Below are 23,149 nucleotides of genomic sequence, written 5' to 3'. Positions count from 1 at the left end.
TATTTAGTTTAAAATATTTATAAACTAGTCATGTCAACATCTATGAAACGTCTTTACTACGGTGATAACTTACAAGTCCTCAGAGAAAATATTCCTGATGAATGTATTGATTTAATCTATCTTGATCCACCTTTTAATTCTAAAGCTAATTATAATATTCTCTTCAAACATACTACTGGTGGAAGTTCAGAAGCTCAAATTACAGCTTTTGAAGATACTTGGACTTGGGGAATTGAATCAGAACGATTTTTGGATGAAATTCAAGATATAAAAGGCGAATTATATCAATTATTAGATTTATTAGTGAGAACATTAGGTAAAAATTCTTTATCAGCTTATTTGGTAATGATGGCCATTCGATTAATAGAATTACATCGAGTTCTCAAATGTACAGGTAGTTTATATTTACATTGCGATCCTACAGCAAGTCATTATTTAAAAATGATTTTAGATTTGATTTTTGGAGCGGATAAATTTAGAAATGAAATTATCTGGAAAAGGACTGGTTCTCATGGAGGTGCTAAAAGGTGGGGACCTGTTCACGATACTATTTTGTTATACACAAAAACGAAGGATTATACATGGCATAAAGTTTATCAAGACTACGACGAAAACTATATTAAAGACTTTTATAGATTTGAAGATGATAAAGGGTTTTATCGGCTTGTAACATTAACAGCAGCAGGTATCAGAAAAGGTGATTCAGGTAAACCTTGGCGTGGTATTAACCCTACAGATGTTGGTCGTCACTGGGCATTACCTGTCAAAGCAATTGAAAGCTTAATTAATGGTAATTCTAAGTCACTATCAACACAAGAAAAACTAGATATTCTAGATGCTAATAATCTAATCTACTGGCCAGTGAAAGGGCAAGTACCACAATATAAGAGATATTTAGATGAAGCTCCAGGTACACAGATTCAAGATATAATTAGTGATATTAAACCTGTTTCTTCTCAAGCTAAAGAACGGTTAGGATATCCTACTCAAAAACCTTTATCTTTATTAGAAAGAATTATCCAAGCTAGTAGTAATAAAGATGATATTGTCCTTGATCCCTTTTGTGGATGTGGTACAGCTATCCACGCAGCAGAAAATTTAGGGAGAAATTGGATCGGTATTGATATCACTCATTTAGCAATTGCTTTAATAGAAAAGCGATTAAGAGATGCTTTTCCTAACAAATTTATTGAAGATGAAAATAAGAATCAAAAGTTAGTTCCAGGGATTGAATTTGAAGTAGAAGGTACACCTAAAGATTTAGCAGCAGCAGAGGATTTATTTACAAGAGATCCTTATCAATTTCAATGGTGGGCTTGTTCTCTTGTGAATGCACAACCATATAAAGATAAAAAGAAAGGTGCAGATGGTGGTATTGATGGATTGATATTTTTTGAAGATGTTATTGATATCAAAAAATCAAATAAAACTGCTGTGAAAAAGATTATTGTCAGTGTTAAAGGTGGGAAAAATCTTAACCCAGCGATGATTAGAGATTTACGCGGTACAATGGAGACAAATAAGGCAGAAATAGGATTGTTTGTGACTCTCACACCTCCTAGTCAACCAATGATTAAAGAAGCAGCATCTTCAGGTTTTTATAAAGCTGGAAATGGCAGAAATTACGCGAAAGTGCAAATTTTAACTATTGAAGAATTATTAACAGCACAGAAGCGACCAGAGTTTTTTGATATGAAACAGGGAGAATTGACATTTAAGAAAGCACAAAGGGAAAATCAAGATATAGGAGAACAGGGGAATTTATTTCCCCATTCCTGAAAATTAGGGAAAATAAATGAATATGGAAAAAATTCCAGTTAACCCAGACCAGAATCTTGTCCACAAATTAAAACACAAATCAAAAATTTATTAACCCCCCTTTCCCAACAACTAAATTCAAAAAATAATTGCTTTTAACAACTAACAACTGATGCACTTCTTAAACCTTGCACAGTAGAAATTACCTGTTGGGCAACTTGATCAATTTCCTCAACTGTATTAAATCTGCCAATCCCAAATCGCACGGAAGCATAAGCTAATTTATCTGAATGTCCCAAGGCTTTCAAAACATAGGAAGGGGCAACATTATTAGAAGAACAAGCAGAACCAGAAGATACAGCTACTATTGATTGTAAACCTAAAGAAAGTGCAGCACCATCTACACCTTCAACACTAATATTTAAATTTCCTGCTAATCGTTTTTGAGGATGTCCATTTAAGTAAATTCCTCCGACATTGGATATCTGTTTCCACAATCTTTCTCTTAATTCTATTAATCGTTGATTTTCTGTTTCCTGTTCAGCTATTGCAATTTCTACAGCTTTACCAAAACCGACAATTTGCGGTGTATATAAAGTCCCCGAACGCATTCCTCTTTCATGTCCTCCCCCATGTTGTTGAGAAGCAAGTTTAACTCTTGGGTTACGTCTGCGAACATATAAAGCCCCAATTCCCTTTGGTCCATAAACTTTATGGGCTGTGAGTGACATTAAATCAATATTCATTTCTTCCACATCTAAAGGTATTTTACCAATAGCTTGGGCTGCGTCTGTGTGCAAAATAATTTGCCGTTGATGACAGATTTCTCCAATTTCGGCTATTGGTTGTAAAACTCCAATCTCATTATTGGCAGCCATTACAGATACTAAAATCGTATCATCACGCAAGACTTTTTCTAACTGATTTAAGTCAATTAATCCATCTTTTTCTACTGGTAAAACGGTGAGATTAAAACCCAGATTTTTTAAATATTCACAAGGATCTAAAACTGCTTTATGTTCCGTGGCAATAGTTACAATATGTTGACCTTTTTGGAAATAAGCTTCAGCAATACCTTTAATAGCTAAATTATTCGCTTCCGTTGCACCGCTGGTAAAAACAATTTCCTCTGGTGTTGCGTTAATTGCTGCTGCTAAAATTTCCCGTGTTTGTTTAACAGCAGCTTCAGATTCCCAACCGTAAATATGGCTAATACTAGCCGCATTTCCAAACTTTTCTGTAAAGTAGGGAATCATAGCAGCCATTACCCTTTCATCAACCGGGGTAGTAGCATGACAATCGAGGTAGATAGGACGACTGGACATAATTAATTCACAGTTAATTCAAAATTTGACCTAGTTTTTTTAAGATTCGGAAAACTTGATAAAGTTCGTTTTCTCGCTTCAAGAGTGTAAATTGATCAGACAAAGCGTATTGGGCTTGATTAATTTGCGAAAATTTGATAAAAATAAAATCACTTCCATTCATTACCAATCCAAATAGAGGTTTTGTAGGATGAGGATTAGCCAGCATATAAGTAAGTGCTTGAGGTATGGCTTCTAAGAGAGAAAAAGCAGTTCTTTTAGATTCAATTACCAATAACCATAATTGTTGTTGGATAACTAAAACATCAATTTTACCTCTGATAACTTCGTCTTCATTTTCGACTGCGATTTCTATTGATGATTCACTTCTAATAAAGAAAGGTTCATCATAAAATCCAGCTAAACTCAGTAAGGGAGATAAAACTACTAACTTGACTGTTTCTTCCGATAAAGGAGGATATTTAGCTAATCGGAGAAAATGCAATTTTACTTTGTCTAGATATTGTTTTTCTAAATCAGAGATTTCTGGCAAATTTTCTAACCATTCAGGAAAAAATGCTTCATTGTCGGTTTGTTCTAGACTAAATCTTGCTTCTAAATAGGCAATGCCTATATTTCGCGCTTGGATGAATTGAACCATAATACAAAGAATAGAATTGATATTCCTATTGTATAAGGTGGGAATAGTTATATTATTTCATTAACATAATTCAGTAAAGTAAAGTTTAAATTAATTAACATTTGGAAAATCAAATATCTAATGGTGAGAAATCACAGCTATATCAACAAAATATGACAAATCAGACCATAAAACTTTAAATAGCTGCTAATTCCTTGATTTTTTTGAGTACAGATTCGGCATGACCTTTTGTTTTGACATTAGGCCAAACGTAGGCGATAATCTTATCAGGTGAAATTAGGAAAGTTGAACGGGCAACTCCCATATATTCTTTACCCATAAACTTCTTTAAACGCCATGCACCATAGGCTTCTATTAATTGATGTTCAGGATCAGTTAATAGGGTAATTGATAAATTGTGTTTGTCTATAAATTTACAATGAGATGCGGCAGAATCTGGACTAACACCGATGATTTTTGCCCCTGCTGCGGTAAATTTAGAGGATAATTCTGTAAAGTCTTGTGCTTCGGTGGTGCAGCCCGGTGTATTATCTTTAGGATAAAAATAGAGAACTGTCCACTGATTTATATCAGCAAGATTGACTAGATGATTATTTTGGTCTGGGGTAGAAAAATCAGGTGCAGGTTGTCCAATTTGGGGAATATTGTTCATAATTAGTCTAGGAAAAATTAGGGATAATTGAAAATTATTGAATAATAGGGAAATTATTCACTGACATTTAAATCAATTTCTCGTCTACGAGGGACATCATAAACCATAAAATCATGAGCCATAATTGTTTTAGGAAAAATTGCCCGTGCTTCTTTGAGTAAGTCTTTTAATTCAATGCTATTTCCTGGAGCATAACGCGGACTAAAATGGGTCATAATTAGTTTATGAACTCCTGCACCATAAGCTGTTTGTGCGGCCATTGTAGTTGTAGAATGCAGTCTTTGAAATGCCATATCTGAATCTTGATGGGCAAAAGTAGCTTCGTGAATTAATACGTCTGCATCAAGAGCTAGTTGCACCGCACCATCACAATAAACCGTATCTGTACAATAGGCTATTTTTCGTCCAATTTCTATAGGTCCACATAGTTCACTACCATCAATTACTCTTCCGTCTTCTAGTGTAACTGTTTGACCGCGTTTAAGTTTGCCATATATTGGACCCGAAGGAATTTCTAAGGCCTTGGCTTTGTCTATATCAAAGCGTCCAGTTCTATCTTTTTCTGCTACTCGATAGCCAAAAGCAGGAATACGGTGATGTAAAAGACCACAAGTAACAGTAAATTCCTCATCTTCATAAATTACCCCTGGTTGAACAGTATGCACCTTAATGGGGTAAGAAAAGTGAGTGTGGGAGTAACGGGAAGCAGCTTGCAAATACTCGTTTAAGCCTGATGGACCATAGATATCAATTTTATCTACATTACCGGCTAAACCGCAACTAGCAAGTAATCCCATTAAGCCAAAAATATGATCACCGTGCATATGGGTGACGAAAATTCGGGATAGTTGGCTAATTTTTAATTCACTTCGCAAAATTTGATGCTGAGTTCCCTCTCCACAGTCAAATAACCACAATTCTGCCCGTTGTGGCAACCTCAGCGCCACGCTGGAAACATTGCGTGATTTTGTAGGTACACCAGAACTCGTCCCTAAGAATGTAATTTGCACGGCGTTTTTTAGCTTTCCTTTTGCTTATCGTTCTCGATTATCTATCTTGGCACAGTATTGGCAAAGTTAGCTATTGGAAAAATCAGAATATGAATATTTTCTAAAAATAGCAATTTTTATTGCCACCAAAAAGAACTTGGTAAAGGCCAAGATAACTCACAAAGAGTACCTTGAGGATAAAGAGAAACCCGTCTAAATTTACCTTTAATTTGTTGTGCTAATTTTTTAAATTGTTTTGTTCCCCAACCTTCTCTTGATGAATAAGTTCCTAAACCATTATCCAAAATACTGAGGGTGTAACGTCCTTGAGATCCAGAATAACTAACTTGCAAACAGGTGATTTCTGTGGCGTGTTTACCAACATTACACAAGGCTTCTTCTAAAAATCTGCAAACTCCTCGCTTATTTTCAATACTTAAATTGTTGTCATGAATAGGTTCAAAATTATGAATTTTTAGCTTGAGAGTTTTAAAGCAGGGAAAATCTCGATCTAAGGTGTAGCTATAAACTTGATAGAGAATTTCATGTAAAGGGTTTCGCAAATCTATGACTAGATTATTTCCTAGATAAAGGCTGGTATCTTGAGGGAGAGTTTCTTGTTGCCAAAATTCATACATTCCTCGTAATTCTTGATTTAATTCTTCAAGTTCTTTTTCTATTAAAGGTAATAATTTATTAACTGGTAAATCTTGTTCTTTGACTATTTTTAAAACTTTAGCTAAACTTTGTAATGGTCCATTATGAATAGTTTCTATTTTCAGTTCAATTAGATTTTGACGTGCTTTAATTTTTCCCTTAATATTTTGGTGATATTGATATAAAATTATCACCATAATCAAATTTATAACTAAAATGCAATTTGCTAACCCTAGAGAAATTGACCGACCTAAATTTAATAAAAAATGAGCGAGTAATCCCAAACTAAAAACAGTCAAAATAACTATGATAATTCTTGATAATTTTTCTAAAGAGACAAAATAAATTTGTGTTGGTTGTATCGGTAGTTTTTTCCAAAATTGAGTTTGCATAAACTTTTATTCCAAGATTAACATCTTAGAGCAAATTTCCGGTTGGTGAAGTGCTACCCCTTTGTAGGAGGGGGGTAATTTAATATTTACCCAAGGGGTTACATCATTTACCTGAAATTTGCTGTCATTATGTATGGAAAATACCTGGTTGGTTTTAATAAATTTATTTGTTTTCGTTATTTAATTTTAGTTATTTAATCAATTAATCCTTCTTCTCTAGCTTTGATTTCTGTTTGAATACGGATGTTTTTACCTTCCTCTGGATAAATATTTAAAGCATCTTGTAATTTGCTCCAATAATGACGCACCATACGTTCAGATATACACATATTTTTAGCGATCACTTTATCTTGTAATCCATGTTCAAAAGCTAAGTTCAATACCTGCAACCACTCTGATTTTACCTCGAAACCTGAGTGTATTCCTTTAATATCTTTTGTATGAGTTAATCCTTGTAACGACCAATCAACTCTAGTTAACATTTCGGCGGTAGAAAGACTTTTATCAGCGACAGTAAAGCCTCCTTTATGATTATCAATATAAGGACGAATACGCACTAGTGTTTTGATGTGAGCGCTTTGAACAACAAGATTTAGATGAGAATAATTTTCCATCAAAACTTTAAGAAATTGAATACCTATATCAACTCGCGCTGTCATTTCTAATTTTTCAGGTATAGAAAGATCCATAACTAGCAAATCAGGTTGACAGATAGCAATTTCCTCTAACGCATGACTAGCATTTGTAGCAATATTAAGTTCAGCACTAGGATAGTTTTTTCGTAGGATTTCAACTGTTCCATTTAAAACTGATTCGTGATCATCAATGACCATAAATTTTAAAGTTGATTTTTTTGATAAAACTTGTTTCATATCTAATCATTGTCTCCATATTTACACATTTGATAAATTTAGATTCCTATCTACTACCATCAATTGCTTTTTACTAGATTCTATTACCTATAAATAATTTACTATGGGGGGTATTACCCCCCACCCTACCAAAAACTCTTAAAAAATGCTAAGATTAACAGCTATATCTATTACCATAGAAACCCTCTCTATTTAACAATAAATTACTCTCAGTCACGGTTTTGACAGACATAATATGTTGTGCTATACAAGCTATTAACTAATTAAATTGTGATCAATAAATTTAACTACATTAAGAAATGCAAACCACATAAAACCATCACCAAAACTGCGATTGATGTCCTAAATATCTCTTTGTATATAAAAAATCTTTTCTAGAGAAAATACTTACCATAAAATAATGAAATATCATAAATAATGAATTTGAAAACAAAGTATATAAAAAAGTTCAGTAACTACAAAAACTATTTCCTCTAGTGTAAGTGCCTTTTTATTTCTGAAAATGACAATTCTTGATGCTAAATTAGTCACCAATAAAAGTGCCAAGTTGACATCAAATTCTTGTGAAAATAGAAACATTTTCCCGATATTAGTAGTTTAAAAATATCGTAAATATATTCTAATTCTGGTAAATGGGAATAAAAAATAAAAGTAGACAGATCAGGATAAGAAATTTTTACAGCTAATAGTGCTATACTTCCTATTTGTTTGAGAGTTACATGAATATAAATCGGGAGTAAAATTTCTGTTTCTGGTAAAGTTATTCTGAGTAATTCCTCTAAAACCCTTAAAATTATCCAACTACATTCAGGTTCTTCAATTCTCCAGGAAATTGGCATATTTACCTGAAAATCTAGATGGGGATAGGAGTTAATCCAAGGTTCTAGTAAACACTCAATACATAAAGGTAAACTATCTTGAATAGATATGGGACATAAGCGATCGCTCAATTGTACTAAAGAATGATGAAAGTTATCAATTTTGTTGATATGGGGCTGAACTTCTTTCACTGATAAACTAAGTTTGTCCATAACTAATAAATCTAAATTACGTCGGATTGTAAAAGATTCCTGTAATAAATCATCACGGACTTTTTCAGATTCTAGAAATAGTTTGAGAAATTGCCTATAAAACCACCACTGCAATGCTTGCTTAATTCTTGGCTCAGATGTCATAAACTTGATCATGATTATGACTTAAGTAAATTAGAAATTACCTCCCTTATTTCCCCCTGTAAAAAGGGCAAAAAGTTGAGAATAGGGCATTTTTTGTACTTCATAACTTCTTAATTAGCTCATCACAAATCAGCAATCAATCTGGCTCTTCTTAACATAAACTGCAATACTGTTTCTTCCCTAGAAATAATATCGGCTGTACCATTCATCCCCGACTGAAGAAAACACTGAAGATTATTATTTCCAAATGAAATTTTTTCGGGTTGAATTGTGGCTTCAAAGTAGTTATTACCAGGAAAAATTGCAGTATTTGTATCTTTGCTTTGAGGTGTAATTGCATCAGGAGAAATCGTTTTAACAACGCCCTTAGCAGTTCCATAATCAGGATATGGACAAGCATCAACACGAAGTTGTGCTTTTTGACCAACAGCAATTTTATTAATTTCCGCGCTAGGAATGAGAGCTTTAATTACCAGAGAGTTACGATCATCAGGTACAATCTCAGCAAGAGATTCACCACTGCGAACAACTTGTCCAGAATTTCGTAAATGTAGTTTCAAAATAATCCCATTGCTAGTAGCAACAATAGTGCTATTTTTTTGCTGCTTTTCTAGTTGTTGAAGTTCTTTTTGTAATTGTTTGATTTGAGTTTGTATTTCAACCAATCGCTGAATTAAGCCTACCCGTTCTTTATTTAAAGCAGCTATATTTGCTTCACCTTTAGCGATTTCTTGAGCAATACGTTCTTGTGCCATATTCATCATTGCTGTAGTTGGATTAATTGCAGCTTTATTTAATTTTAGTTTTATATTAGCGATATCAACGGCTTTTTTTACAGTTTCTAGTGTTAAGGTTGTTTGTTGAACAATTAGCTGTTTTTGCTCAAATTCTCGGTTACCAATTACCCCAATTTCTGCCAATTGTTGATAACGATCACGATCCATTTTTGCAAATTCTAAGTCAGCTTCAGCTTTTTGTAATTCTACTAATTGTTTCTGAATATTTAGCTGGGCTGTTATTAATTCACCTTCAGTATTAATCTTTCGCTCTTCATATTCCCTTTGATTTTTTAACAAATCTTCTTTAGCGGAAGTAACAACTCTTTGTATCACCCTTTTTTCAGCCATTATTTGATTATTTAAAGTTCGATTTTGAGCATAGATTTGTAAAATTTGTAATTTATTTTGGTTGATATTTTCTTCTAATTGACTTTTTTTAATTAACAATTGTTCAGTATCTAAAATGGCGATTACATCTCCTATTTTAACAATTTGATTTTCTTTAACTTCGATACTTTTAACAGTTCCTTCTACCTTTGATTGCACCACACGAGTTTCACCTATGGGACGAACAATAGCATTAGCTTTTACGGTGACATTATATTTCACCCATGAAGATAAATAAATGCTGGTCAGAACAGTTCCAATTAGAAATACACCTGCTAAAGATGTCCAAATACTTATAGCTGGAAGTGAATTATCATTTCCAATTACAGAATTAAATTCTGGTTCATGAGTGTAAAGCATGATTATCTAAATGATGAATAATATATAGGATTCCTATCACAAATAGCAGATGGTTTTACCCCTCCCCTTGCTAAAGAGAGAGGACTGGTTTCCCCCTTTTACAAGGGGGGACTAAGGGGGGTAAATACAAGGGAAATTAAGGAATTAAAAAATCTAAATGATCTCCTGGTTTAGTGCGTAAATCCTCTAAAGAACCTTCTAATTTCAACCTACCTTGATCTATCAAAACAATCCAGTCAGCCCGATTAATTACCTTAGGTCTGTGAGTAATTAAAATTGTTGTTTTCCCTCGACGATGTTTAAATAATTGGTCTAAAACTTGAGCTTCACTCACTGGATCAAGTCCCCCAGTAGATTCATCTAAAATCAAAATTGGTGGGTCTGTAACAATGGCTCTCGCTATAGCTAATCTTTGTCTTTGTCCACCAGAAATATTAGCACCAAATTCTCCTAAAATAGTTTGATATGTCTCCGGTAACTTATTGATAAATTCATCAGCACCGGAAATTTTACAAGCTTGAACAATCTGCTCAAAGCTAACATGAGGCGCTCCTAATCGAAAATTCTCGATAATAGAACGACTCCAAAAATGAGCATCCTGGGGAACAAGAACCACCTGTTGACGCAGACATTCTAAAGAAAGGTCTTGAAGGTTATAAATTCCAATTTGGATATTACCAGATTGCAGAGGATATAACCCAGCTATTAATTTAGCTAAGGTACTTTTACCACATCCAGATTTACCAATTAAAGCCACAACTTGACCACCAGGAATTGTTAAAGAAAAATCTTCTAAAAAGTCAATTCTTCCTGCATAGTGAAACTTCAAATTTTTGCAAAAAATATCAACATTTTCGGGAATTTTTGCAACAGGTTTTTTACCATAATCTTCATTTTCTGGAGTAGCGTCAATAACTTCTGTTAAACGTTGGGTTGCAGTTTTAGCACGAGTAAATTCTTCAACAAAGCCAATCACTGTACCAATTAAACCCAAAAAATTCCCATTCATAGAGTTAAATGCTAGTAATTTACCAATACTGAGATTTTCAGCGGGATTAATTACTAAATAGCCACCGAACCAAAGTAAAATAACACCACCAATAGCGGAAACAAAACCAGAAAAAGTATTATTAATGATGCCAATTTGGATAGTGCGAAATATGAGATTAGCTAGACGAATAAAACGGGTTTCTAATTCATCTAAAAATTGCGGTGCTGAGGTAGTTGTTTTGAGAGTTAATGCTCCTTTAAAAGTTTCGACTAAAACACCTTGGGTTTCCGCTTCTTGAACTAAAAGTTCACGAGTTTTCTGTTGTAAAGTGGGCTGAAAAATAATAGTTGATAATGTCATTATTACGGAAATTAATAATGCTATTCCGGTTAATTTCCAGCTATAAAAAATCATGAAACTTAGAGAAATTAACGCAATAAAAAATCGGCTGGGTAAGGTAATAACTAATTGAGATACTAATTGGTTAATTTGTTCAATATCTTGCAACCTACTAACTATTTCACCACTGCGTCGAGCTTCATAATAACTTAAAGGTAAACGCAAAATTTGTCTGCCAAAATCTAAAACTAGCCCTAATTGTAAGCGTTGAGCAAAGTTAGCAATTAAGTTAGATTGGACAAAGGAAAGGCTATTAGAAACAAAATTCATAACTACTACAGAAATCGCTACAGTAGTTAGTAATTTTGTGTCACCTCTAACTAACACATCATCAGTAAGAATTTGTAATAAGAAAGGAGAAGCTAAAGATAACAAACCCAAGATCAAATTTAAAGGTAGAACTTGGACTAAAATGGTGCGATAAATCCAAACTCGTCGAAAGAAACGCCAAAAGCCACCAGTTTTATCACTTTCTTGTTCAAAAAAGCGAATAGGATCTGGTTCTAGTAAGAGAATTAACCAATCTTTCCAACCATCAATTAAATCTTTTTTAGAAAGATAACGAACCCCAACTCCTGGATCTGCAATGACAAAATTTTTGCCTTTTTTACCGTATAAAACAACCCAATGATTTCCTTTCCAGTGAATAATTGCTGGTAAGGGAGCTTCATTCATTCGCTCAATTATTTCTGATGATGTTTTGACTGGACTAACTTTAAAACCCAGGCTTTCTGCTCCTCGTCTTAACCCTAATAAAGTAGTTCCAAATTGTCCAGTTCCGACGACTTCCCGAATGCGGCTGAGGGTAAAATTACGACCATAATATTTGGATATTGTAGCTAAACAAGCTGCTCCACAATCTTCTTCGCTATGTTGTTTAACAAATTGGAGTTTCATAAATAAATAGCCATAGAAAAGAATCAAAATATATTATTTTCATTTCTATTGAATTGGTAGTAAACACTGGTAAATATAATCGGAATAGTAGAAGATAAAATTATCTGATCCTGGTTCTATTTTTGTGCTAGAAAAGATTAAATATACTCGCTAAGAAGCTATTACCTCTTTTTCTCCTATTGCGACGACGGCCACCACCTCCACCAAATAATGAAGATAAAATAAAGGTTGTTTGAGAAAGTTGATATTCAGTTTCATTTCTCACATATCCGCTAGAGTTTCCTTGAGAAATATACATTTCATTACTTCCTCTAGTGTATATATTTGTATTTTGGTAGAACATATAAGACATTTCCAAGGGTAAAGATGATGACCTACCCCCAGATATAGACTCTTGTTCTTTTTCTGATAAATTTATGAACAGGTCGGATTTTTTTATTTCTATATGGTCAGACATGGTAAAACCTCTTTTTTTTAAAAAATAAGATTTATGTATCATTGTTTGTGATACATAAATCTTCATCTACGCTGTGAATAGAAGTGCTAGGAGTAAAATCGTGATGATCATCTAATAGTGTTTGATGATTCTATGTTTTTATTCCCCTTTACCACTTATCTGCCACAGGTATAGTTCTCTTGCCTGTATGCTTATACTAAGCTTTTAAAAAAGAAACACCGAAAGTTTTGACATTTGTAGTATATTGATAGCCCCCAGCCTGGCTACCGTTCCAGCCTGATTGAGTACCACCTACCTGCACAGTATTTTCTCCGCTGAATCCTGTGACAAACAATGCTAACTGACCGTTATCATGACCATAATCATGTTGATGATTATGGTCATGATAACCACCAGCTACGATTTCTTGTTGTTCAACGGATACTGCGGTAAATAAAGTAGACATGACTAAATTCTCCTTGATTTGAATTATCGCTGGGGGTTGTTTACTGCTCGGTTGCTGTTTTCCCCCTCGCTTGTTAATAGAATATCGAGGATTAATTAGATAATTCATTCTCATTTTGTGCAAACTTAATTACCAAATTTAGAACTAAATATTGCCGAAAAATACACGCCAATTTGACTCAATTATGTTCACTAAATAAAAAATTTCTGCTATGATTTCCTATCAACATGGCATTATCCACTTAAACAAAGTAAATCATAGCCCCCTCCTCGCTTGCGGGGAGGGGGTTGGGGGTGGGGTTGATTAAATATGTGTCCCCACCACAGTTTCTCTGGTTCAAATTTTTGGTGATGACTAGATTTGAAACTTGTCGTAATTCCCTGTAAACTAGAAGAATATGCGTCGGTGCAGCACCTATAACAATGTCTTTAAAAATAAATTCTGGATTATTTAGCGATGATTTCATAGATCATTACGCTGTTCTATGTGTAACAATTGATGCTGAATTTAAAGAAATTCGTCAACGTTATTTGCAAATTGTGCGGATACTGCACCCAGATAGTTCTCATTTGCTGGGTGACTTAGAAAAACAGATAGCTAATAGTCTGTTATCAAAACTAGTTAACCCGGCTTATCAGAAATTGTCTGGAGAAAAAAACCGTCGGGAATATCTATCAATTTTGTCACAAATGGGTAAGCGATTGGCACAGGAAGCAGCATCAATCAAGGTTGAGACCGAATTAGCCAAGGAGTTGTTAGCGGCCGCCAATGTTAGTGTGTCATATCAAAAAGCGATCGCCCAAATTGCTGAAACTCAATTTAATGATTTACAACAAGCACACAAAATTATCGGTGAAATTAGTGAGTTAAATCTAGTTTACCTGATGCGGACATCAGGGCAGAAAATAACTAAACCTCCATCTAATCAACCTCATAATCCTGATCAAAAATTACCGTCAACTCCCACTCTACCATTAAAAGAAGAATCGTTAACAGAAAAATACCTGCGTCGCGCTCAAAATTTACTAGAAACAGACCAATTGTCCCAAGCCACAGTAGAATTACAGGATGCCTTAAAATTAGAGCCAAGAAATAGTCATTGCCATAGCTTGATGGCAATGGTATATTTAAAGCAAAATCAACTGAAAATGGCAAAAATTCACTTTGATAACGCTCTGAAGTTAAATCCCAAGGATAAAATCGCTTTGGAGTGGAAACCCAAGGTAGATCAGGCTTTAGGAAAGACAAGTAGTGATTCTTCAGTGAATTACTCTTCTAAAAATGAAGAGAAGCAACCAGATAAGTCTGGAAAAGGCGGTTTGTTTGGCGGTTTGTTTGGTGGGAAGAAAAAATAATGGTGTATCAACCAGCAGCGGGAGCCAGGGATCTATTACCTTTAGATGTAGCGCAAAAACGCTGGATTGAAGATAGATTAGAACAAGTATTTCAGCGTTGGGGATATCACAGGATTATCACCTCAACCTTGGAAAGAATGGATACCTTAATGGCCGGTGAAGCAATTCAGCGTCACATGGTGATTCAACTCCAAAATGGTCAAAATGAAGAATTGGGATTGCGTCCAGAATTGACGGCTTCTATCGCCCGGACAGTGGTGACTCGCATGACAAATGCGACCTATCCCCAGCGACTCTATTACAATGCTAATGTGTTTCGTCGCAATTGGGAAGGCCGCCATAATCGTCAGCAGGAGTATTATCAATCTGGGGTGGAGTTACTGGGAGCGGGAGGATTATTAGCTAATGCGGAAGTATTGCTGTTAGTAGCTGATTGTTTCACAGCCTTGGATTTACAAGGGTGGCGGTTAATTCTAGGGGAAGCAGGAATTACTGGCTCCCTGTTTAATGCTTTTCCCCCGGAAATTAGAAATCAAGTCCGTACTGCGATCTCTCATTTAGATTATGTAACTCTTGATACTTTACCTCTGAGCGAGGAACTACACCAGCGGGCTAAAATCATGTTAGATTTGCGAGGTGATAGTCGAGAGGTTTTAGAAAAAGTCAGCAGTTTGCATCTTGAACCAGGCCAGCAGGAAGCAATAAATAATCTCAAATCTCTAGTAGAATTACTGGAGGGTAAATTCCCCTTAATCCTTGATTTAAGCCTAATTCAAACCATTGACTACTACACAGGTATTGTATTTGAAGTAGTGAGTGATACGAATGTTCAAGCACAAGTTTTAGGAAGAGGTGGTCGCTATGACCAATTACTAGGTTTATATCATCCCCAGAATGAAAGTATTCCCGGTATCGGCTTTGAACTGAGTATTGATGATTTATACCAAATTCTCTCATTTAATCAGCAATTACCCCAGAATATCCCCGCTAGTCATTGGTTGGTAGTTCCAGAAACTCCTGGTGCTGAAGCTGCGGCTTTTGATTATGCGGAAAAATTGCGTAACAATACTGATTTAGTGAGAGTAGAAATAGATTTGGGCGGAAAAGATGTAAGCGCGATTCGTCAATATGCAAGCGATCGCTCCATTACCAAAATTGCTTGGATTAAAGCTGATGGTTCTCATACCATTGAAGCAGGATCCTAAGTCAATAATAACGGACAAAAAAGAGGAGGAATCGGAAAAATGCCACATAGTATTGTTACAGACGTTTGTGAAGGTGTTGCTGACTGCGTAGAAGCTTGTCCAGTAGCTTGTATTCATGAAGGTCCAGGGAAAAACGTCAAAGGTACAGATTGGTACTGGATTGATTTTGCTACTTGTATTGATTGTGGCATCTGTCTCCAAGTTTGTCCGGTGGCAGGAGCGATTTTACCACAAGAAAAACCAGAATTGCAAAAAACCCCAAAATAGTCATGGGTCAGTGGTCAGTGGTAAAAGAAAAACAACTGACAACTGACAACTAACAAATAACAACCGATAACAACGAACAAATGACAAATAACTATTTATTAAAAGTAGAAAATGTCCATGCAGGATATATTAAAGATGTAGACATTTTACAAGGTATCAACTTCCATGTTACCAATGGAGAATTAGTAACAGTAATTGGTCCCAATGGTGCGGGTAAATCAACATTAATCAAAACTATTTTTGGACTATTAACACCCCATACCGGAAAAATTACCTTTAAAAATCAAAATTTAGTAGGTTTAAAATCCAATCAAATTGTAGAAAAAGGTATGTCCTACGTTCCACAAATTGCGAATGTTTTTCCATCATTAACCGTAGATGAAAACTTAGAAATGGGGGCTTTTGTCAGAAATATCCCATTAAAACCCCTTAAAGATAAAATATACAATATGTTTCCGAGATTGAAAGATCGCTTGCGTCAACGAGCGGGGACTCTTTCAGGAGGAGAAAGACAAATGTTAGCCATGGGGAAAGCATTAATGTTAGAACCTAGTTTACTACTCTTAGATGAACCTTCAGCCGCATTATCTCCCATTTTGGTAAATCAGGTATTTGAGCAAATTAAGGAAATTAACCAATCGGGAACTGCTATAGTTTTAGTAGAGCAAAATGCCCGTAAAGCCTTAGAAATGGCAGACCGAGGTTATGTGTTAGAATCAGGAAAAGACGCTATCTCAGGACCTGGTAGAGAATTATTACATGATCCAAAAGTGGGAGAATTATATTTAGGTGCGGGGAAGAGACATTAATAATTTTTTTCTCACGCAGAGGCGCGAAAAAGAGAGATTACTAAATAATAAGTAAGATTAGGGAATATGACTACACAAATAATATCATCATCGGCAAGATATCAAGGACAATTTGGGGAGTTTACAATTACTCAGAGCGATCGCCAAAGTGTGATAATCTATCGTACAGGATTAATGATAGCAGCATTGTGTTTTGCCCTGGGTAGTAGTTTAGTTTTAATTTCTCCCCAACCCGCTGTAATTCAAGCCATTACACCTATTTACACCTGTTTTAGTCTTGCACTTGGTATTAGTTTATTAACCATTCATATTTATATGAAATTTTTGCACCAAATGTTGCAAATTTTCTGGATAATTGGTAGCATTTCCGCCTTAATTTTCGCCCATAGTGATAGTCAGTCCTTTGCAATTACCGTTTATAATCAACCATTGACTATATTAGGTATTGGTTTCACCTTTGCAGCTTTAACAGGAATTTATTTTAAAGAAGGTTTTTGCTTTAATCGTTTAGAAACTAAGATCTTAACTCCCATAGTTCCCATATTATTATTAGGACATTTAACAAGAATTTTATCCACCCAAACCGAACAGATTTTATTAGCAACTTGGACAATTTGCTTTTTAATTTTTGTGGTGCGGAAAATCATTCAACCTATTCCTCCTGACATTGGAGACAAATCAGTATTTGATTATTTAAAAAAGCAACATTTAGAGACTTCCCAATAAAAAACAGTCAACCACTCAACATAAAAAACCCTTAAATTCTTATTTCTCCGTGTTCTCTGTGCCTCTGTGGTTCGTTTTCCGCTGCTTCAGGTAATGTGTAAAAGGTTAAATATGCAAAAATGTCAAATATAGAAGAACGTAAATACTGGTTAGCTTGGTCACAAATTCCTGGTATTGGTCCAATACTAATACAAAGATTACAACAGCACTTTAGTAATTTAGAAACAGCTTGGAAAGCCAGTCCTGGAGAATTGCGAAAAGTCGAAGGTTTTGGAATTCAGACCTTAGAAAAAGTTGTTCAACAAAAATCCCGTTTAAACCCCGAACAACTACTTACCCAACACCAACAAATAAACCCCCATTTTTGGACACCAGCAGACCCAGAATATCCCCAACTATTGCGAGAAATTCCTACTCCACCCCCACTGTTGTATTATCGAGGTGAAATTGATTTACAGGAAAATTCAGGACAAAAACCCCTGGTAGGAATTGTGGGAACTCGTCAACCCACAGAATACGGAATTAAATGGACTCGTCAAATTAGTACCGCATTAGCAAAAAATGGTTTTACCGTTGTTTCTGGTATGGCCGAGGGAATAGACACCGAAAGTCATTCAGCAACATTGAAAGCTGGAGGAAGAACAATAGCAGTTATGGGAACAGGTGTAGATGTTATTTATCCCCATAAAAATCGAGATTTATATCAACAGATTTTGAAATCTGGGATAGTAATTAGTGAATATCCCGCAAAAACGCCACCGAACCGCACCCATTTTCCCCGTCGAAATCGAATTATTGCTGGTTTGAGTCGTGCGGTATTAGTTATGGAAGCGCCGCTAAAATCTGGTGCTTTAATTACAGCTACCTATGCTAATGAATTTAATCGAGATGTTTATGCGTTACCGGGAAAAATTGATGATCAACCATCACAAGGTTGTTTAAAATTAATTAGTCAAGGTGCGGGTTTAATTAATCATGAACTTAATGAATTATTAATCATGTTGGGAGCAATTCCCCAAATAGATATAGAAACAGAAACACCTTTAGTTAAATCTCCTCCTATACCTAACTTAGCACCGGAATTACAACAGATAATAAATATTTTAGCTGTTGATGCTTTATCTTTTGATTTTATTATTCAAAAAACAGGTATGAATGCTGCAATAGTATCCAGTTCTTTATTACAGTTAGAACTTATGGGTTTAGTTACCCAACTTCCGGGAATGCGATATCAAAAATGTTGAAATGACTCTCGGAAAGTCCTTAACGGGTGACAAGTTGTTTAGCTATCTTGTCACCCGTTAAGGTTTTCGGGGCTTCTTTGCCCCTATTTTTTTATAGCTGTAGCCAGGTTACTTAGGAGGCTGCTTTCACCACTTTTGCTCGGCTATCAAGTCTGGTCATTATGGTTTATGTCCTCATCTTAATGGCTACACCTATACCTCCTTATTTTCTAAAATTATTGGCACATCTCATCTTCAACCACCTTGTCACCAGTTAAGAGTCCAAAGTCCAGTAAATATTGAAGCACTTGGTTAACACACTGCTCAATAGTAAATCTATCAGTTTGACAGATAATATCTGGATTTGTTGGTTCTTCATAAGAGTCAGAAATGCCAGTAAAACTCTGGATTTCTCCTGCTCTGGCTTTAGCATAAAGTCCTTTAACATCACGGGATTCGCAAACTTCTAAGGGAGCTTTAACATAGATTTCAATAAAATTGTTAGATGTCTGTTTCAATTCATCTCGAATTTCATGATAAGGGCTGATAGCAGCAACGAGTGCTATGATACCATTCCGACTCAGCAAATTAGCAACAAAGCCAATACGGCGAACATTTATGTCTCGGTCTTGCTTGCTGAATCCTAATCCTTGTGAAAGAAAAGTGCGGACTGTATCACCGTCTAACAATTCTGTGGAATAATTCTGCTTTTGGAGTTTTTGCACTACTCTAGAAGCAATAGTTGTTTTACCAGCCCCACTTAGCCCTGTAAACCATAGCACTGCACCTTGTTGTTTCACGTTCATTTGAATTTGAGTTTTTCTTAGCGTACAAAATTCCCGCTTGGGTACAATCTAGCCATCGGGGCTGCTTTCTGCCCTTCTTGTTGACAAAGCCCAGACGCAATCATTTTTCCTGCCAACTGATGCCCCGAAGCATTCCAATGCCCTACACAGCCAAGAGTATCCTCAAACCCGTATAGGCAAGTATTGTTCTGTTCGGTATAGTCCAGCAAAGTCGGGCTGAGATTAAGTACACTAAAGCCCTCACCCTCACCCAAAGCTGTAATTCGGTTCTCAGAATAAAACCAATCAGTCACACCAAATGCTTGCATTTCTTTTTGACGCGCTGAAGGATCGCGTTGAAATGGACCGCCAAAGGTAACAACTACAAAATCTGCTTTCTTCGCAATCACCTCATCGTGCATTAAGCTAATCAGTTTCTCTGTGACTTGCCATGCCTGTTGCCATTCAGGGTCAGTAGGTGGTTTGTAGATATTATTATCAATCCAGCTCGAATTTTGATCGTGTCTTCCAGTGCTAAATAACGGCTCCTCTATTGCTTGAGGAGAAAGCACTCTATTAAGGTTTTTAAGAGAATCTTGTATGATGTTCGCAACCTGTAAAATCCGCAAGTGGTCTTTTATTTTGATATAAGCTTTGCCCCACCATGTCAGCTTTGAGCGATAAGTATCTGTACTGATAAACGAAGTATCAACAACCAGATCACCGTCTTTTAATAGAAAAAACGGTTTTAGTAAAGCTTGTTCACCAGCATAGAGTTTCTGACTGATAGCATGGGAGTTATCACTAATGTCGTTGCCAGTATAAAAATTCAGCACTACCATATCAGGTGAATAGTCCCAAACTTTCTCCCGTAGGGTAATTAGTTCTTGGTCTGTTCCATAACCAGTAACCCCGAAATTAATCACTTCCACCTTTCGTCCAGCCAAAGCTGTACAACTACTTAATTCTCGTTCTATAACTGCCGCAAAACCTTTATCCAACGGCACTTGCAAACTCTCTACAAAGGAATCTCCCAACAGCGCTATCCTGAAGGTATTTTCTGGTTTGACCTTAGTGTGTTCTTGGTCTCGGAATCCATCACTATTCATCTGGACGTAAGCTTCACCTTCGGTTTGATACCAACCGGAAACATGAGGTCGCCCTACCCAACCTCTGTGTTCATTGATGGTATGGAATGCTACGTGTTCGATACCAGCAATACGTAAGCCAATTTCAATGAATACTACTCCAAAGATTAGCCCGCAGAAAATCAAACTTCCGATTAATGCTGTCTTTACCCAACCCTTCAAGTTACTCATATGGCAATTTTTAAAAAAGAGTGTAAATGAACGGCGCGATCGCAGAAGATTGAGCGAAGACAATTAGCGCCCCCAAGGATACCAGGGTGACGATCAGGGGAATCAACAAGTAGTTTTTTTGTTCTTTAATAAATCCGCCAATGTCTTTAAGAAAATCTAAAGTGTCTTTTAGCATTAGAATGGTTTCTCCATACTTTCTGTAGTTCTTAACTTGCTCAATTGGCGATAAGTGGGCAAATCTGGATCTAAGCTTCGCATCATTGGAGCTTGATTCAACAGCCGCTTCATCAATCCTATTGGGGTAATCATTATATAAAATAAAACCCCTAAAATAATTCGTGTTTGTATCCAACCTAAAACAAGTCCAATCCTCATCCAGTTTTTGTAAACAAAATTTAAAGTTGCGGGTGCGATTATTGCCCAAATCCAGAGAATTACTGCAATAACCCAAGGGATAACTGACAAGGAATGATGCCGTATAAATGGTAGTAAAAAGCCAAATAAAACTGCCACTATGGAACCGCCGATCAGTCCAAATTCACGCAATCCTTTTTGGTTAAGTTCCTTTATCTGTTCCATCTTTATTTACTACTTTTTTTGTGGGAAATATTAACTCCTGAGTTAATCTAACTCGAATTCTTGTTGCCACGACTCATCACTATTTCCCTGTGGCTGTTCAGATTTGACCAACAAGAAATTCTCCATAACCAAATAGTCCATTTCAGTTCTCATAAAGCATCGATAAGCATCTTCGGGAGTACAAACAATTGGTTCGCCGCGTACATTGAACGAAGTATTGACTAAGACAGCACAACCAGTTCGTGCCTCAAAATGACGAATTAACTCATAGTAACGAGGATTGGTTTCCTTGTGAACTGTCTGAATACGAGCTGAGTAATCAACATGAGTGACCGCAGGAATTTGGGAACGAGGAACATTCAGCTTCTCGATTCCAAATAACTGTTGTTGCTCTTGTGTCATGGGAATGTGCAGATTCTCCTTGATTGGTGCTACCAGTAGCATATAAGGACTAGGACGATCAAGATCGAAGTAGTCGGAGACCCGCTCAGCCAAGACTGAAGGAGCAAACGGACGGAAGGACTCACGATATTTAATTTTCAGGTTCATGACCGATTGCATTTTGGGACTCCGTGAATCGCCAATAATCGAACGACTCCCCAAAGCACGCGGACCAAACTCCATTCGTCCAGAAAACCAGCCAACAACATTTCCCTGTTGTAAAATTTCTGCGAGGCGAGGCATAAGTTCGCTATCAGCGAGTCGCTGGTAAGGTATATTAGCAGAATTGAGATACTCGAGAATCTCAGCTTCGCTAAAGCTAGGTCCAAGATAAGAACCCTTCATGCGATCGCCTGATGTTGGAGTACGGGGTTTTTCATGGTATTCATGCCAAATCGCTAATGCTGCTCCGACTGCACCACCTGCATCTCCGGCTGCGGGTTGAATCCAAATATCTTTGAAGTCACTTTCTCGCAGAATTCGTCCGTTGGCTACGCAATTGAGGGCGACACCACCTGCTAAACATAGATACTCTGCACCCAGTTCTTTTTTGACAGTTTTAGCCAAACGCAGTACCACTTCTTCAGTCACCTTCTGGATGGAACTGGCCAGATCCATTTCTCTTTGGGTGATTTTTCCTTCTGGTTTGCGTGGTGGTTCCCCAAACAAATTATGAAACTTATGATTGGTCATGGTTAAACCAACCGTGTAGTTGAAGTAGTCTATGTTCAAACGAAAAGTGCCATCTTCTTTGAGATCCAACAGATGGTTGAGAATTTGGTCTACATATTTGGGTTTGCCGTAGGGAGCTAAACCCATAAGTTTATACTCACCTGAGTTAACTTTGAATCCGGTGTAGTAGGTAAAGGCTGAATAAAGCAACCCGATGGAGTGGGGAAAATGAATTTCCCATTGGGGTGTGAGTTGATGCCCCAATCCCATCCAAACGGAGGTGGTTGCCCACTCTCCTACACCATCTAAGCACAAAACGGCAGCACGCTCAAAAGGACTGGGAAAAAAAGCAGAAGCCGCATGGGCTTGATGATGTGAGGTAAATAATAGAGGCGGCAATTGAGAAGTTTTGCACTCCTCCAAGAGTGCCAATTCTTTTTTTAGGATTGTTTTTAGGTAAAGCTTTTCTTTTAGCCAGATGGGCATGGCTGTGATAAACGAGCTAAATCCTTTTGGCGCATGGGCTAAATAGGTTTCCAACAATCGCTCAAACTTGACTAATGGCTTGTCGTAAAAAACAATTTGATCGATAT

General features: G+C 36.3%; 23 protein-coding genes. 7 read left to right on the top strand and 16 right to left on the bottom strand.

Annotation, left to right across the window (positions count from 1 at the left end):
* Positions 1–30 precede the first annotated feature (30 nt).
* Positions 31–1,779, top strand: coding sequence for a DNA methyltransferase (locus ACIR131C_RS0119420; protein ID WP_231395506.1), 1,749 nt, complete (start codon positions 31–33; stop codon positions 1,777–1,779).
* A 134-nt stretch (positions 1,780–1,913) separates the two neighbouring features.
* On the opposite strand, the gene ACIR131C_RS0119415 is transcribed toward ACIR131C_RS0119420, so the two are convergent.
* From ACIR131C_RS0119415 to ACIR131C_RS0119365, 11 genes are all read right to left on the bottom strand, one after another.
* A complete protein-coding gene (locus ACIR131C_RS0119415; protein WP_028091506.1) occupies positions 1,914–3,083 on the bottom strand; it encodes an IscS subfamily cysteine desulfurase in 1,170 nt (389 codons plus the stop codon).
* Between the two features lie 13 nt (positions 3,084–3,096).
* On the bottom strand, positions 3,097–3,723 hold the full coding sequence (locus tag ACIR131C_RS0119410) for a type I restriction endonuclease (protein WP_028091505.1): 627 nt from the start codon (positions 3,721–3,723) through the stop codon (positions 3,097–3,099).
* Positions 3,724–3,898: 175 nt separating this feature from the next.
* Positions 3,899–4,375 (bottom strand): thioredoxin-dependent thiol peroxidase, encoded by a 477-nt coding sequence (bcp, locus tag ACIR131C_RS0119405; protein ID WP_028082960.1) that lies wholly within the window; start codon positions 4,373–4,375, stop codon positions 3,899–3,901.
* 53 nt (positions 4,376–4,428) lie between these two features.
* Positions 4,429–5,385, bottom strand: a complete 957-nt coding sequence (locus ACIR131C_RS0119400; RefSeq protein WP_028091504.1) for a ribonuclease Z — start codon at positions 5,383–5,385, stop codon at positions 4,429–4,431.
* Between the two features lie 116 nt (positions 5,386–5,501).
* Entirely contained in the window at positions 5,502–6,413 is a 912-nt protein-coding gene (locus ACIR131C_RS0119395; RefSeq protein ID WP_028091503.1) for a sensor histidine kinase, read from the bottom strand.
* Positions 6,414–6,607: 194 nt separating this feature from the next.
* A complete protein-coding gene (locus tag ACIR131C_RS0119390) occupies positions 6,608–7,285 on the bottom strand; it encodes a response regulator (RefSeq protein ID WP_028091502.1) in 678 nt (225 codons plus the stop codon).
* Between the two features lie 527 nt (positions 7,286–7,812).
* Positions 7,813–8,460: a hypothetical protein gene (locus ACIR131C_RS23525; protein WP_196811815.1), complete on the bottom strand. Its 648-nt coding sequence runs from the start codon at positions 8,458–8,460 to the stop codon at positions 7,813–7,815.
* Positions 8,461–8,582: 122 nt separating this feature from the next.
* On the bottom strand, positions 8,583–9,986 hold the full coding sequence (locus ACIR131C_RS0119380; protein ID WP_028091501.1) for an HlyD family secretion protein: 1,404 nt from the start codon (positions 9,984–9,986) through the stop codon (positions 8,583–8,585).
* A 136-nt stretch (positions 9,987–10,122) separates the two neighbouring features.
* On the bottom strand, positions 10,123–12,273 hold the full coding sequence (locus ACIR131C_RS0119375; RefSeq protein WP_028091500.1) for a peptidase domain-containing ABC transporter: 2,151 nt from the start codon (positions 12,271–12,273) through the stop codon (positions 10,123–10,125).
* A 127-nt stretch (positions 12,274–12,400) separates the two neighbouring features.
* Positions 12,401–12,730 (bottom strand): hypothetical protein, encoded by a 330-nt coding sequence (locus ACIR131C_RS24050; RefSeq protein ID WP_155963196.1) that lies wholly within the window; start codon positions 12,728–12,730, stop codon positions 12,401–12,403.
* 196 nt (positions 12,731–12,926) lie between these two features.
* Complete coding sequence (locus tag ACIR131C_RS0119365) at positions 12,927–13,283, bottom strand: CTB family bacteriocin (protein WP_028091499.1); 357 nt, start codon at positions 13,281–13,283, stop codon at positions 12,927–12,929.
* Between the two features lie 314 nt (positions 13,284–13,597).
* On the opposite strand from ACIR131C_RS0119365, the gene ACIR131C_RS0119360 reads away from it, so the two are divergent.
* The 6 genes from ACIR131C_RS0119360 (at position 13,598) to dprA (ending at position 18,781) form a co-directional block, all read left to right on the top strand.
* Positions 13,598–14,530 (top strand): J domain-containing protein, encoded by a 933-nt coding sequence (locus ACIR131C_RS0119360; RefSeq protein WP_028091498.1) that lies wholly within the window; start codon positions 13,598–13,600, stop codon positions 14,528–14,530.
* Positions 14,530–15,735, top strand: coding sequence for an ATP phosphoribosyltransferase regulatory subunit (locus tag ACIR131C_RS0119355; RefSeq protein ID WP_028091497.1), 1,206 nt, complete (start codon positions 14,530–14,532; stop codon positions 15,733–15,735). The genes ACIR131C_RS0119360 and ACIR131C_RS0119355 overlap by 1 nt, the downstream gene beginning before the upstream one ends.
* 39 nt (positions 15,736–15,774) lie before the next feature.
* Entirely contained in the window at positions 15,775–16,002 is a 228-nt protein-coding gene (locus ACIR131C_RS0119350) for an indolepyruvate ferredoxin oxidoreductase subunit alpha (RefSeq protein ID WP_028091496.1), read from the top strand.
* An 80-nt stretch (positions 16,003–16,082) separates the two neighbouring features.
* Positions 16,083–16,811, top strand: a complete 729-nt coding sequence (locus ACIR131C_RS0119345) for an ABC transporter ATP-binding protein (RefSeq protein ID WP_028091495.1) — start codon at positions 16,083–16,085, stop codon at positions 16,809–16,811.
* Between the two features lie 66 nt (positions 16,812–16,877).
* A complete protein-coding gene (locus ACIR131C_RS0119340; RefSeq protein ID WP_028091494.1) occupies positions 16,878–17,537 on the top strand; it encodes a DUF2301 domain-containing membrane protein in 660 nt (219 codons plus the stop codon).
* A 119-nt stretch (positions 17,538–17,656) separates the two neighbouring features.
* The gene (gene dprA / locus ACIR131C_RS0119335) at positions 17,657–18,781 is read left to right on the top strand and encodes a DNA-processing protein DprA (RefSeq protein WP_028091493.1); all 1,125 of its coding nucleotides are present in this window, start codon (positions 17,657–17,659) and stop codon (positions 18,779–18,781) included.
* Positions 18,782–18,996: 215 nt separating this feature from the next.
* Here dprA and cysC read toward each other — a convergent pair whose 3' ends face one another.
* The 5 genes from cysC to ACIR131C_RS0119310 all read right to left on the bottom strand — a co-directional run.
* Entirely contained in the window at positions 18,997–19,566 is a 570-nt protein-coding gene (gene cysC / locus ACIR131C_RS23515) for an adenylyl-sulfate kinase (RefSeq protein WP_071604922.1), read from the bottom strand.
* Between the two features lie 17 nt (positions 19,567–19,583).
* Positions 19,584–20,864, bottom strand: a complete 1,281-nt coding sequence (locus tag ACIR131C_RS23510; protein ID WP_071604921.1) for an SGNH/GDSL hydrolase family protein — start codon at positions 20,862–20,864, stop codon at positions 19,584–19,586.
* 10 nt (positions 20,865–20,874) lie between these two features.
* On the bottom strand, positions 20,875–21,039 hold the full coding sequence (locus ACIR131C_RS26295; RefSeq protein ID WP_196811704.1) for a DUF5989 family protein: 165 nt from the start codon (positions 21,037–21,039) through the stop codon (positions 20,875–20,877).
* Positions 21,039–21,443, bottom strand: coding sequence for an SxtJ family membrane protein (locus ACIR131C_RS0119315; RefSeq protein WP_028088734.1), 405 nt, complete (start codon positions 21,441–21,443; stop codon positions 21,039–21,041). Before ACIR131C_RS0119315 ends, ACIR131C_RS26295 begins: the two co-directional genes overlap by 1 nt.
* A gap of 42 nt (positions 21,444–21,485) precedes the next feature.
* Positions 21,486–23,149: carbamoyltransferase family protein (locus tag ACIR131C_RS0119310; protein ID WP_071604976.1), on the bottom strand; the 1,664-nt coding region annotated here is incomplete at its 5' end.

The sequence above is a fragment of the Dolichospermum circinale AWQC131C genome (assembly GCF_000426905.1).
Classification (GTDB): Bacteria; Cyanobacteriota; Cyanobacteriia; order Cyanobacteriales; family Nostocaceae; genus Dolichospermum; species Dolichospermum circinale.
The sequence above is the reverse complement of the archived record's forward strand: the minus strand, read 5'-3'. Positions and strand labels throughout refer to the sequence as shown.